The sequence below is a fragment of the Kitasatospora sp. NPDC042419 genome, assembly GCF_056437345.1.
This window is the reverse complement of record NZ_JBWKAW010000031.1, coordinates 913-13,750: the sequence shown is the minus strand read 5'-3', so window position 1 is coordinate 13,750 and position 12,838 is coordinate 913. Positions and strand designations below refer to the sequence as shown.

The following is a 12,838-nucleotide window of genomic DNA, read 5'->3' as shown; positions in this document are numbered from 1 at the left end:
CTCCAGGGTCTCGGGGCGGTTGTGGGGGTCGAGGACTACCTGGCTGGGCTCAAGGAGACCGGCAGACTGCTGTACCCGTGCAGGAAGTTGGAGTGGACGGGCCTGGCCGGGCCCCTCGGCGCGGCCTGGGCGACGTGGGTGCGCAGGGCCGAGAGGAGGGCGGCGATCTCGGCCCGGCCGAGGTGGGCGCCGGGGCAGAAGTGCGGTCCGTAGCCGAACGCCAGGTGTTTGTTGGGGGTGCGGCCCAGGTCGAAGGAGGCGGGGTCGGTGAAGAGGTCGTCGTCGTAGTTGGCCGAGCTGTTCCAGAGCGTGACGACGTCGCCGGCGCGCAGGAGCCGGCCCCCGATCTCGACGTCCTCGCGGACGCGGCGGCCGAAGTGCATGGCGGGGGTGACCCAGCGCAGGACCTCTTCGACGGCGCTGTCGACGGTGACGTCGCCGCTCTTGAGGCGCCGCCACTGCTCGGGGTGCTCCATCAGGGCGCGCATGCCGCTGATCATCGAGAGCCTGCTGGTCTCGTCGCCGCCGATGATGATGCTGTAGCAGTTGAAGATGATCTCCTGCTCGGTGAGGGGCTCGCCGTTGATCGTGCTGGTCACCAGGACGCTGAGGACGTCCTCGCGCGGGTCCTTGCGCCGCTGCGCGGCCAGTTCCGCGAAGTAGAAGAGCAGTTCGTTGCGTGCGACGACCGCCTCGTCCGCGGAGCTGCCCTCGTCCTCGGTGCTGAGTGCCTCCTTCGTCAGGACGAGCAGGTCGTCGCGGTCGGCGGCGGGCACGCCCAGCAGGTCGGCGATGGTGGCCATCGGGATGCGCTCGGCGACGTCCTTGGCGAAGTCGCAGTCGCCGGCCTCGACGGCGTCGCGCACCAGGGCGTCGGTGCGCTCGCGCACGGCGGCGACGACCGGCTCCAGGGCCCGGGGCGCGAACGCCTTCAGCATCAGGTTGCGCAGTTCGCGGTGGCGTTGGCCGTCCGTGACGGCGAGCATCTTGCCCGCGGCGGAGTCCCCGCCTTCCAGCAGGGTCGCCAGCACGTTGCCGGACTCGGAGGTGAAGCGCCGGTTGTCGCGGTAGACCTCCATCACGTCGTGGTAGCGCGAGAGCACCCAGAAGCCGGGCACGGCGCGGCCCCGCACCTCGTGCCAGTGGACCGGGCTCGCCGACCGGAAGCGGCGCCACATCTCCACGAGTTCGGCATCGGGTGCGAGGAAGGTACGCGGGTCGGTCAGGTCGGCGCAATCAACGCTCAGGGTGTTCACGATTGTTCTCCCGCCTTTTCCTGGCACTGGGAACTCACAACGGATTCCGGGGTCCGCCGGCGGTGCTCGGCGCCCGGACGGACTTCGACGCGGACTGCGACGCGGACTTCGGGGTGAACTGCGTCGCGGAGTGCGTCGCGGACTTCGAGGTGGACTTCGAGGCGGACTGCGTCGCGGAGTGCGACGCGGGCCGTCACGCGGCCGGCCCCGGTGCGGGCCGGCCCGGATTTCGCCCGGCTCCCCCGCTGTCCGGTCGCCAGGACAGTCGCGGGTGTCGGGGAATTCCTCCGGGGCCCGCGCCGGGGCGGCGGCACCGACCTTGTCCGGCAAGACCCTCGGTGGGAGCATGGCCGGGCGGTTCGCCGCCCGATCGAATGGGCCGGCCGATATTCCCGGACCGCCCTTTTCGAACTCCATGGAGTCCACGTGACCGAGAATCTTTCCACCCCTGCCGGGCAGGGCGACGACGGCGCGTCCGGAAATCTGGACGGCTACTTCTGTGTCGCCGTGATACCCGAACCGGGCATCACGGAGACGAGTGGGGAAGCGGTCGCCCGAGCCGAATCCCAGGGGCTCGTGATTCCGCTCTCCCAGGTGTACCAAGCGAAGTCCTGGGTTTCAACGGGCGCCAACACCCCGCTGCTGCGCCAGGACGTGGTCAACGGCATAGGCCTGGACAACCTGGAGGCCCTCGCCGGGGCTTCGGGACTGTCGGTCGACGACGTCGTCGCCGAGGCGATCGAGAAGCTGCCGGCACTCGTGGACGGGGCCTCCCCCCGGGGCACCCTGGTCGTCGACCCCGAGAACCCGCCGGCGGTCGCGCTGGGGATCGCGCGGATCCTCCTCGCGAAGCTCTCCGCGTAGCACGGCGGCGCTGCGCGGGGGTCCCCCTGCGTGGCGCCGCAGCGCTGCGCGAAGGTCCCCGGGCGGGCGCTACGTCGCTGCGCGGAGGTCCCCCGGGCGGGCGCTACGTCGCTGCGCGAGGGTCTCCGGGTGGCGCTGCGTCGCTGCGCGGGGGTCTGCGGGCGGGCGTTGCGGCGGGTGGCGCCGTGGCGCCCGCCCGTTACGCCTCCTCCAGGGTGTTCAGGAACATCAGCAGGGTACGGGCCTGTGCGCTGACGTAGTGGCTGTAGCGGGTGAACGCGGCGAGCTGGTCGCGGGAGACCCAGCGGAAGCCGGGCGGCTCCTGGCGGGGTGCCTCGCTCTCGGTGGCCTCGACGACGAGGTAGCGGCTGACCGCGTTGAGGAAGCGGCCCCCCTCCTCCGAGTGCAGCGCCGAGTAGCGGATGCGTGACGGCGCGGCGGACCTGACCAGGTCGAGGAAGGGCGGCCGCTGCCCGGCGGGCAGGTGCTCGTGGTTGCGCGGCACGCACTGCACGGTGGGGCCGAACTCGGCGTCGGAGAAGCCCGCCTCCGCGCGGGCGGTGACCAGGACGTGCGGCACGCCGTCGAAGGTGCGGGTCAGGAACGCGACGACGCCCCGGTCGTTGGGTTCGAACAGCGGCTGGGTCCACTCGCCCACCTCCCGGTTGCCCGCCCGCACCGCCACGGCCATGACGCGGAAGTACCGCTGGTGGTCGTGGTGGATGGAGTACTCGTCGCGCGTCCAGCCCGGGATGTCGGCCAGCGAGACCGGCACCCCGACGATCGGGGTCACCGAGCGGCGCGCCGCGAGCCAGGACAGCAGTTCCGTGTCGGTGTGCAGGGCGAGGGAGGCACCCGCCCCGTACAGGCCGGCCAGGGCCGAGCGGGCGTCGAAGTTCATGGTGTTGTCGTGGCCCAGCAGTTCGTGGATCTGGCCCAGGGTGAGCCAGCGGAAGTCCTCGTGCTCGGGGACCGGCTCCCGCACCTCCACGACCATGTTGCGGTTGCGCTTGCGGCGGAACCACGAGCCGTGCTCGCTCTGCAGCACGTCCGACAGGATGCGGCCGCGGGAGCGGTCGGTGAAGTACTCCAGGTAGCGGACGTCCGCACCCTTGTGGATCTTGGTGTAGTTGCTGTACGTGGCCTGCACGGTGGGCGAGATCTGCACCATCCCGGGATTGCCCGGCTCCATCTTGGCCTGCATCAGGAAGTGCAGGACCCCGTCGAACTCCCGCGCGAGGACCCCCAAGATGCCGACCTCGGGCTGGGTGATGATGGGCTGGTGCCAGCTCACTCGTTCGGGGCGCTCGCCGACGCTGACGCGCAGCCCCTGCACGGTGAAGAACCGCCCGCTGCGGTGCACGAGGTCGCCCGTCTCCGACGAGAACGACCAGCCGTCGAGGTCCTCGAACGGGATGCGCTCCACCGTGAAGTCGACTTCCTTGCGGCGCCGCTGCACCCAGGCGGTGACGTCCTCCACCGACTCGCCGCGCCGTGCGGCCGCGGACCGCATGATGCGCTCGGGCAGCGCGGGATCCTCGCGATCCGTGAGCTGCCGCCGAACCTGACTGTCCCTCACACTGTGCATCGTCGGCTCCCCGCCACGTCGATGATGCCGTCGGCATCGCTCTGCCCTGCGGCGAGAGTGTGGGCGCCCCGGCTTGGGCCCAGCTAGGGCCCGCCTTGCCGATCGACCCCCGGGGCCCCCTTGCCGATCAACCGGGGCCGACCCTGCCGATCAACCCCCGGGGCCGCCTTGCCGATCAACCCGGGGGGCCGCCTTGCCGATCCCCCGTGGGGGCCTTGCCGATCACCCCCGGGCCGAGAGGGCCGCCCGGCAGGGGCCGGCCCCTGCCGCGCCCCCGCGCGCGGCCCGCGGCCGGCCCGGGTCCGGCGCGGGCCGGCGGGCGGCGGCCCGCGACCGGCACAGGCCCGGCGGGCGGCGGCGCAGGTCCGGCCCGCGACCGGCGCGGGCCAGCGGGCGGCGGCGCGGGTCCGGCGGGCGGGCAAGAGCGGCCCAAGACCGGCTTCAGGCCCTGCGCCGAGGGTTCTCGACATCCCGCCGTCGACGAAGGAGTTGGTGCTGTGCGCGTCCTCATCGTCTCCTGGCCCTGGAGGACTCACTTCCAACCGATGGTCCCGTTGGGCTGGGCGCTGCAGGCCGCGGGGCACGAGGTGCGTGTCTCCAGCAGCCCGGACCTGATCGAGTCCCTGACCTCGTCGGGCCTCATCGCGGTCCCCGCCGGGCCCCCCGACGTCCTGAAGACGATGTACGAGCAGTTCACCGAGGAACAGGTGGACCTCGTACGGACCCTGGAGCAGCTCGGCTCGCGCGACGACTTCTTCTTCGACTTCGCGCTGGCCACCGAGGAGGCGCTGACCTGGGAGCGGCTGCGGCTGCGGACCAGGTACTTCACGCAGATCCTCAAGGGCGTGAACGACCCGATGGTCGAGGACCTGGTCGACTACTGCCGGTGGTGGAAGCCGGACCTGGTGGTGTGGGAGTGGATGAGCCACGCGGGCGCGATCGCGGCCCGCGCGACGGGCGCGGCCAGCGCGCGCATCCGCTCCGAGATCGACGTCGACGCCTGGTCGCGGCGCGCGTTCCTGCGCCTGCGCGACCGGCAGCCGCCCGAGGAGCGCGAGGACGCGTTGGCCGACTGGCTGGGGCGCCGCGCCGAGGAGTTCGGGGCGTCGTACTCCGAGGAGATGGTGACCGGACACTTCACCATCGACCACATGCTGGATTCCATGCGGCTGGACTCCGACGTGCCGCACCTGCCCCTGCGCTACGTCTCCTACCACGGTCCCGCCGTCGTCCCCGCATGGGCCCGCCACACCCCGGGGAAGCGGCGCGTCCTGGCGACCTTCGGAATCAGCCAGAACAAGGGCAGGGAATACCAGGCCGTTTCCGTCAGGCAGTTGCAGGACATCCTCGACTCCCTGGCCGACCTGGACATCGAACTCGTGGTGACGGCACCGGAGAAAGTCCGCAGAAACCTGAAACACATTCCCGCCAACGCGATGCTGACGGAATTCGTCCCCCTGCACGCGGTGATCCCCACCTGCGCGGCCGTGATCCACCACGGCGGAATTCCCGCATTCATGGAGTCGATCGCCAACGGCGTCCCGCAGTTGATGGTCGGCCGCGTCGTCGGCGACATCGACCTGCGCGCCCCCCTGCTGGAGAACGCCCGGGCGGGCCTCTACCTGTCCCGGCCGCACCTGTCCGGGCCACGGGTCCGCGCGTCCCTCCTGCGGCTGCTGGAGGACCCGGCGTTCCGCGCCGGCGCCGACAGGCTCCGCAGGGAACAGGCCGCCCGGCCCGCACCCGGCGCACTCGTCCCCGCACTGGAAGAGCTCGCCGCCCGCCACCGCACCCGCTGAACCGGCCCCGTCCCGCCCTCGGCACCGAGAAGGAACACCACCATGCAGTCAGAACGAATGGCGCAGCTGCGGGACATGGCAGCGGACGTCTTCACCGTGGAACCCGAAGAAGTGGAGCGGGCCGCCAGCTTCGCCGACGACCTGGGCGCCGACTCGCTGCTGGCCGTCGAGCTGATGAGCCGTATCGAGCGGCGGTGGGGCGTCATGATCGAGGCGGGTGACCTGGAGAGGATGACCGACCTGCGTTCCACGTACGAGGTCGTGGCCGACGCGGCGGGATGGTAGCCGCGGTGCACCGCGTGGTCATCACCGGCCTCGGGCCGGTGTCGAGTATCGGTGTCGGAGCGGACGGGTTCGGGCGTGCCGTGCGGGCGGGCAGGAGCGGGATCTCGCGGATCTCCTCCTTCGACGTGTCGGGGTTCGACCACCAGATGGCGGGCGAGGTCACGGGCTTCGACCCCGCGCGGCTGCTCACCCGGCTGAAGGTCGCCGACTGGGGACGGGCCTCGCTGTTCGCCGCGTGCGCCGCCCGCCTGGCGGCCGACGACGCCGGCATCCGGGACTTCGGCGACGACGCCGCCGTCCTGATGGGGACGACGTCGGGCGAGATCGCGAACGTCGTGGCGATGACGCAGTCCTGGTACCTGGACGGCCCGGCGGTCCCCGACCGCGCGCTGGCCGCGCAACTGCCCGCCGGCCGCCTGGCCCTGGCCGCCGCCCAGGAACTCGGTGCCACGGGCGAGACGATGACGTTCTCGGCCGCGTGCGCGGCGGGCAACTGCGCCATCGGCTACGCCTACGACCTCGTCCGCGCCGGAGAGGTCCCCCTCGCGGTGGCCGGCGGCGCCGACGCGGTGAGCCGCTTCACCCATGCCGCGTTCAGCCGCCTGGGCGCCCTCGCCAAGGACACCTGCCGGCCCTTCGACCGGGAACGCGACGGCATGCTGACCGCGGAAGGCGGTGCGGCGCTCGTCCTGGAGACGTTGGACGGCGCACTCGCACGCGGCGCCCGCATCTACGCCGAAGTCCTCGGATACGCGGTCGGCTGCGACGCCCACCACCCCTCGGCCCCCGAGCCGCACAGCGTCGCACGGACCATGGACAGCGCGCTGCGGCGCAGCGGTGTGAGGCCGGGGGACGTCGACTACATCAGCGCGCACGGCACCGGCACCCGGCTCAACGACCGGGTGGAGGCACAGGCGGTGCGTCGCGTCTACGGGGCGGCGCCGCCGCCGGTCAGCTCCCTCAAGTCCATGCTGGGACACACCATGGGGGCGGCCAGCGGTTTCGGCGCCATCGCGTGCGCGCTGGCGGTGAGCGGGGGTTTCATCCCGCCCACCATCAACCACCGTCACCGGGATCCGGAGCTGGACGGTATCGATCCCGTGGCCGGTGGCGCCCGCCGGGCGGCCGTGCGCGTGGCCCAGAACAACGCCTTCGGTTTCGGCGGCAACAACGCCATCGTCCTCTTCGGGAGCGCTCCATGCACATCGTGATCTCGGGCCGGGGAGCGGTCTGGCCGGATCCCGTCGTCCGGGCGCACACCCCGCCGTCCGGTCCGGCGTTCACCGCCGCGTCCTTCGACGGTCAGGCGCTGCTCGGGCGCAGGGCCGCCCAGTACAACCACCGCAGCGCCCAGTTGGCGATGGTCGCGTGCGGCCGGGCGATCGACGACGCGGGCCTGCGGGTGGGCGAGGAGAACCGCGACCGCATCGGTGTGACGCTGGGCACGGCGGCGGGCAGTGTCACCGGCATGGCCGAGTTCGGCACCGACACGTTCTCCCAGCCGCGTCCGCACCTGGTCGCCGCCGCGAAGACCTCCCACTGCGTGCTCAGTTCACCGGCGGGCGCGACAGCCATCGCCTACGGCCTGCGGGGCCCCAACGCGACGGTCGCCTCCGGGCCCGCGACCGGCCTCGCCGTGCTGCGCCACGCCGCGGTGATGCTGCGGGCCGGGCACGCCGACGCGGTGGTCGCGGGTGCCTCGGAGGAGTTCGGCGGACCGACGTCGTGGCTGGCCCGGGCGGCCCGCGGTGAGCGGGTCGTCCAGGGCGAGGGCGCGGCCGCTTTCGTCCTGGAGGACGGGGACGCGGCCCGGGCCGCGGGCCGCGGGCCGCTGGCCGTCCTCGCCGCCGTGGACGTGCGGGCGGTGCCCGACCTCGGCGCGGGACGGTTCACCCACGCGCTCGCCCGGACGCTGGAGCGGGCGGGTGTGCGGGCGGCGGAGGTGTCCGCGGTGGCGCTGCGGCACACGGGCGTGCCGCAGGTGGACGAGGCGCAGCGCGGCGCGCTCGCCCGCGCGTTGCCCGGGGCGGTACACGTCAGCGACGAGGAACGGATCGGGGACTGCTACAGCGCCCACGCGTTGCTGCAGCTCGCACGCCTCCTGCAGGAGGCGACGCTGCCCGCCGTCGTCGTCGCGGCCGACCCCGACGGCCTGCTGGCCCTCGCCGTCCTGACGGGCGCGGCCCAGTGAGCCGCACACCGCGCCAAGACCCCCGGCAGGCCGACACCGAGGCGCCCCGGCAGGCCGACGCCGCGAAGCCTCGGCGGGCCGGCACCGTAGACCCCCGGCAAGCCGACCCCGCGGAACGGCGGCGGGCAGACGCCGTAGACCCCCGGCAAGCAGACGCCGCGGCACCCCGGCAGGCAGACACCGTGGAACGGCGGCGGGCCGGCACCGCGGAACCCCGGCAAGCAGACGCCGCGGCACCCCGGCAGGCAGACACCGTGAAACGGCGGCAGGCCGGCACCGCGGAACCCCGGCAAGCAGACGCCGCGGCACCCCAGCAGGCAGACGCCGTGAAACGGCGGCGGGCCGGCACCGTAGACCCCCGACAGGCAGACACCGCGGCACCTCGGCGGGCCGGCACCGTAGAACCCCAGCAGGCAGCCACCGTGGCACCCCATCTTGCAGACGCCGCGGAGCCTCGGCGGGCCGGCACCGCGGAACCCCGACAGGCAGACACCGCGGCACCCCGGCGGGCCGGCACCGCGGAACCCCGACAGGCAGACACCGCGGCACCCCGGCGGGCCGGCACCGTAGACCCCCGACAGGCCGACGCCGTGGAACCCCATCGGGCCAACGCCGCGGAACCTCGGCGGGCCGACGCCCCGGACCCCCAGCAGGCCGACACCGCGGAACCCCGTTGGGCAGACACCGTGGCACCCCAGCAGGCAGACACCGTGGACCCCCATCGGGCAGACGCCGCGGAACGGCGGCGGGCAGACGCCGCGGAACGGCGGCGGGCCGGCACCGTGGGCCCCCGGCAGGCCGACACCGCGGAACCCCATCGGGCAGCCACCGTGGCAGCGCGGCGGGCGGGTGCCGTGGAGCCGCTGGTCCCCGTCGTGGACAACCTCGGTGGATACCTCCTGGCCGCCGCCGCCCGTACACCGGACAAGGCCGCCGTGGTGGAACCCGACGAGAGCGGGACGCTCACCGAGGTCTCCTACCGGCAACTCGCCGCGCTCGTGGAGGAGTACACCCGCGCCCTGGAGCCGCTGGGCCTCGACGTCGGCGACCGGGTCGTGGTGGAGGCACACACGAGCGCGGCGGCGGTGGCGCTGCTGCTCGCCTGCTCCCGGCTGGGCCTGCCGTTCGTCCCGGTCGGCCCGCAGACCCCCGACAACCGCCTCCTGGCGATCCTGCGATCCGTCGAGCCGGCGCTCTACGCCCGGGCCGACGGCCTCCGGCGGCGTGACCTGCCGTGGGCCGGCGCCACCGCACGCTTCGGACGCAGCGGGTTGACCACCCCGCACCCGCCGCACCCGCCGGCCCGCCCGAGCCGGCGACGCCGGCCGGTACTCGCCGTCGACACCGCCTACATCGTCTTCACCTCCGGATCCACCGGCCGCCCCAAGGGCGTCGTGATGAGCCACCGGGCGATCGTGACGTTCCTGCGCGCCGTGATCGCCGACGGACTGGTCGCCGACAGCGACCGCGTCGCCGTCACCTCCCCCCTCCCGTTCGACTTCGCGCTGTTCGGGATCGGCATCGCCCTCGGCAGCGGCGCGACCCTGGTACCGGTCGGGCGCGAGTACCTCGACTCGCCCCGGCGCATGGTCGCCTTCCTGCGCGACACCGACGCCACCCAGGTCCACGGCGTGCCCTCGCTGTGGCGCCCGGTCCTGCGCCACGACCCGCACCTCCTGAAACGGCTGGACAAGGTCCGCTGCGTGGTCTTCGCCGGCGAGGGCTTCCCCCTCGCCGAACTGCGCCGGCTCCAGGAGACGCTGACCGGCACCCGCCTGGTCAACGGCTACGGCGCGACCGAGTCGATGGCCGCCTCCTTCACCGACGTACCCGACCCGCTGCCCGCCCACCAACACACGCTGTCGATCGGACACGCCCACACCGGAGCCGAGATGATCCTGGTCGACACGGCCGGACGGGTGGTCACACAACCGGGCGTCGTCGCGGAGATCCACCTGCGCAGCCCCGCACTGTTCAGCGGCTACTGGGACGACCCCGCCGCCACCGCCCGGGTGCTGGTGCCCGACCCGCGGGATGCGCGGCACGGGCAACCGGTCCTGCGCACCGGCGACCTCGCCTACCTCGACGAACACCACGAGCTGTACTTCGTCGGGCGCGCCGACTCCCAGGTCCAGATCCGCGGCCACCGGGTCGAACCGGGCGACGTGGAGAGCGTCCTGGTCCGGCTGCCCGCCGTGACGGCGGCCGCGGCCACCCTCGTGCCCCGCGGCGGCGACCTGGTCCTGATGGCGGGCGTCGTCCTCGACGACACCGCGGCCCCCTTCGACGAGGACGCCGCACTCGCCCACTGCGCCGCGCACCTGCCCGGCTACATGACACCGCGCCGCATCCGGCCCCTGAGCGACCTTCCCCTGACCGAGAACGGCAAGGTCGACCGGGCCCTGCTCGCCCGCCTGGTGACCACCGCCGCCCACGACGGGCCCACCCACACCGATCCGGCACCGAGGAGCCCCGCATGACGTACACCCTGTCCCTGGAGCGCCGCGTACGGCTCGCGGACATCGAGGCGATCGCCGCCGCACAGACCCCCGCGCTGGGCCTGGACGGCGCGGTACGCGGGCGGGTCGACGCCTCCCGGCGCACCCTGGAGAAGTTCGTGGCCGACGGCCGGATCATCTACGGCGTCACCACCAGCATGGGCGGCTTCGTCGACTGGCTCGTCCCCGTCTCCCTGGCCCGCCGCCTGCAGGAGAACCTCCTCAACGCGGTGGCGACCAACGTGGGAACACGCCTGGACGACGCCACCGTCCGCGCGATCATGGCCTCCCGCATCACCTCGCTCGCCCGCGGCAACTCCGCCATCTCCCTCACCAACCTCGACAAACTCATCGCGGTCGTGAACGCGGGAATCGTGCCCTGCGTACCGGAGAAGGGCTCACTGGGAACCAGCGGCGACCTCGGCCCCCTCGCCGCCATCGCCCTGGTCTGCATCGGCCAGTGGAAAGCCCGACTGAACGGCGAGGTCCTGCCCGGCGCCGAAGCGCTGCGCCGCGCCGGCATCGCCCCGATGGAACTCAGCTACAAGGAGGGCCTCGCCCTCATCAACGGCACCTCCGGGATGGTCGGCCTGGGTGCCCTGAACGTGCAGCGGGCCCGCCGCCTCCTTGGGACCTACCTGCTGGTGTCCGCGCTGTCCGTGGAGGCACTGGGCGGCAAGACCAAGCCGTTCGACCCGCGCGTCCACCAACTCAAACCCCACCACGGACAGCGCGAGGTCGCCCGGTACCTGTGGGACACACTCGGCGACTCCCGACTCGCCGTCGACGAACTCGACGTCGAACAACTCCTCGCCGACGAGATCGCCGACACCGCGAAAGCCGGCTCCCAATCGATCGAGGACGCCTACTCCATACGCTGCACACCCCAGATCCTCGGACCGGTCCTGGACAGCCTCACCGCCGTCGAACGCACCGTCGAGGACGAACTGAACTCCTCCAACGACAACCCCCTCGTCGACCCCGACGAAGCCGAGGTCTTCCACAACGGCCACTTCCACGGACAGTACGTGGCCATGGCGATGGACCACCTCGTGATCGCCCTGACCACCCTCATGAACCTCTCCAACCGGCGCATCGACCGCTACCTCGACAAGAGCAACAGCAACGGCCTGCCGCCCTTCCTGTGCCGGGAGGACCCGGGCCTGCGGCTGGGGTTGATGGGCGGGCAGTTCATGACCGCGTCACTGACCGCGGAGACCCGGGCGATGGCCATGCCGATGTCCGTCCAGTCACTGTCCACGACCGCCGATTTCCAGGACATCGTCTCCTTCGGTTTCGTCGCCGCACGCCGCGCGCGGGAAGTCCTCGACAACGTCGCCCACGTCGTGGCGTTCGAGCTCCTGTGTGCCTGCCAGGCCGTCGACATCCGCGGCACCGACGGCCTGTCCTCCGCCACCCGTGTCCTGTACGAACGGACCCGGGAGATCGTGCCGTACCTTGACCGTGACATCACGATCACCGAGTACGTCGAAGACCTCGCCGGCCGGCTGCTGACCCACCCCGGCCTGGGTTGAGGACCGGACCGGCATGCCTGCCCCGACACCCAAACCCACCACACCCACCCCGCCCCCGGCCGCACCCCCAGCCGGGTGTGGGCCCAGGCCCGGGCCCGGGCCCACACCCGAACCCCCGCCCGGGCTTGGGCCCGGGCCCGGGCCCGGGCTTGGGCCCGGGCCCGGGCCGAGCACCACCCTGCCCACCCCAACACCCAAAGCCACCACGCCCACCCTGCCCACATGCCCTGCCGGGCCCGGGCCGAGGACCACCGGGCCCGCGCCCGCGCTGCCCACGCCCCCTGCCGGGCCCACACCCAAACCCGGGCCCGGGCTTGGGAGGAGCACCACCGTGCCCGCCCCAACACCTAAAACGACCACGCCCACCCTGCCCACGGCCGAACCCGAACCCGAACCCGGGCCTGGGCCTGGGCCTGGGCCTGCGCCTGGGACCGCCACGCCCGCCCTGCCCACACCCGGACCTGGACCTGCGCCTGGGACCGCCGTGCCCGCGCTGCCCGAGCCCCCGGCCGGGCCCACACCCACACCCGGGCTTGGGCCGAGCACCACCACGCCCACACCAACACCCAAAGCCACCACGCCCACCCTGCCCACGCCCACGCCCGGGCCTGAGCCGAGGACCGCCCTGCCCGCACCCGAACCCGGGCCGAGGACCGCCATGCCCGCCTCGACACCGAAAACCACCACGCCCGCCCTGCCCACACCCGGACCTGGACCTGCGCCTGAGACCGCCGTGCCCGCGCTGCCCGAGCCCCCGGCCGGGCCCACACCCACACCCGGGCTTGGGCCGAGCACCACCACGCCCACACCAACACCCAAAGC

Annotated in this window: 9 protein-coding genes; 7 read left to right on the top strand and 2 right to left on the bottom strand. The window is 73.1% G+C overall.

All coding sequences use genetic code 11. The annotated features are described in order from the left end of the window. Positions 1-35 precede the first annotated feature (35 nt). The gene (locus tag AC067J_RS36435; protein ID WP_478306700.1) at positions 36-1,256 is read right to left on the bottom strand and encodes a cytochrome P450; all 1,221 of its coding nucleotides are present in this window, start codon (positions 1,254-1,256) and stop codon (positions 36-38) included. 426 nt (positions 1,257-1,682) lie between these two features. On the opposite strand from AC067J_RS36435, the gene AC067J_RS36430 reads away from it, so the two are divergent. Beyond that, the gene (locus AC067J_RS36430; protein WP_478306698.1) at positions 1,683-2,120 is read left to right on the top strand and encodes a YidB family protein; all 438 of its coding nucleotides are present in this window, start codon (positions 1,683-1,685) and stop codon (positions 2,118-2,120) included. Positions 2,121-2,319: 199 nt separating this feature from the next. On the opposite strand, the gene AC067J_RS36425 is transcribed toward AC067J_RS36430, so the two are convergent. After that, complete coding sequence (locus AC067J_RS36425; RefSeq protein WP_478306805.1) at positions 2,320-3,633, bottom strand: NDP-hexose 2,3-dehydratase family protein; 1,314 nt, start codon at positions 3,631-3,633, stop codon at positions 2,320-2,322. Positions 3,634-4,205: 572 nt separating this feature from the next. Between AC067J_RS36425 and AC067J_RS36420 the strand changes: the two genes are divergently transcribed. From AC067J_RS36420 to AC067J_RS36395, 6 genes are all read left to right on the top strand, one after another. Then, on the top strand, positions 4,206-5,507 hold the full coding sequence (locus AC067J_RS36420) for an activator-dependent family glycosyltransferase (RefSeq protein WP_478306696.1): 1,302 nt from the start codon (positions 4,206-4,208) through the stop codon (positions 5,505-5,507). Positions 5,508-5,549: 42 nt separating this feature from the next. Beyond that, positions 5,550-5,792 (top strand): acyl carrier protein, encoded by a 243-nt coding sequence (locus tag AC067J_RS36415; protein WP_478306694.1) that lies wholly within the window; start codon positions 5,550-5,552, stop codon positions 5,790-5,792. Between the two features lie 5 nt (positions 5,793-5,797). Continuing rightward, positions 5,798-7,003, top strand: a complete 1,206-nt coding sequence (locus AC067J_RS36410) for a beta-ketoacyl-[acyl-carrier-protein] synthase family protein (protein ID WP_478306692.1) — start codon at positions 5,798-5,800, stop codon at positions 7,001-7,003. Further along, complete coding sequence (locus AC067J_RS36405; RefSeq protein ID WP_478306690.1) at positions 6,991-7,983, top strand: beta-ketoacyl synthase N-terminal-like domain-containing protein; 993 nt, start codon at positions 6,991-6,993, stop codon at positions 7,981-7,983. Before AC067J_RS36410 ends, AC067J_RS36405 begins: the two co-directional genes overlap by 13 nt. An 854-nt stretch (positions 7,984-8,837) precedes the next feature. Further along, positions 8,838-10,463: an AMP-binding protein gene (locus AC067J_RS36400; protein WP_478306688.1), complete on the top strand. Its 1,626-nt coding sequence runs from the start codon at positions 8,838-8,840 to the stop codon at positions 10,461-10,463. After that, on the top strand, positions 10,460-12,016 hold the full coding sequence (locus AC067J_RS36395; RefSeq protein ID WP_478306686.1) for a phenylalanine aminomutase (D-beta-phenylalanine forming): 1,557 nt from the start codon (positions 10,460-10,462) through the stop codon (positions 12,014-12,016). The genes AC067J_RS36400 and AC067J_RS36395 overlap by 4 nt, the downstream gene beginning before the upstream one ends. Positions 12,017-12,838: the final 822 nt, after the last annotated feature.

Coding starts and splice junctions, on each gene's coding strand:
- AC067J_RS36425 (WP_478306805.1), bottom strand. CDS start 3,633: ATGCGGTCCGCGGCCGCACGGCGCGGCGAGTCGGTGGAGGACGTCACC.
- AC067J_RS36415 (WP_478306694.1), top strand. CDS start 5,550: ATGCAGTCAGAACGAATGGCGCAGCTGCGGGACATGGCAGCGGACGTC.
- AC067J_RS36405 (WP_478306690.1), top strand. CDS start 6,991: ATGCACATCGTGATCTCGGGCCGGGGAGCGGTCTGGCCGGATCCCGTC.
- AC067J_RS36395 (WP_478306686.1), top strand. CDS start 10,460: ATGACGTACACCCTGTCCCTGGAGCGCCGCGTACGGCTCGCGGACATC.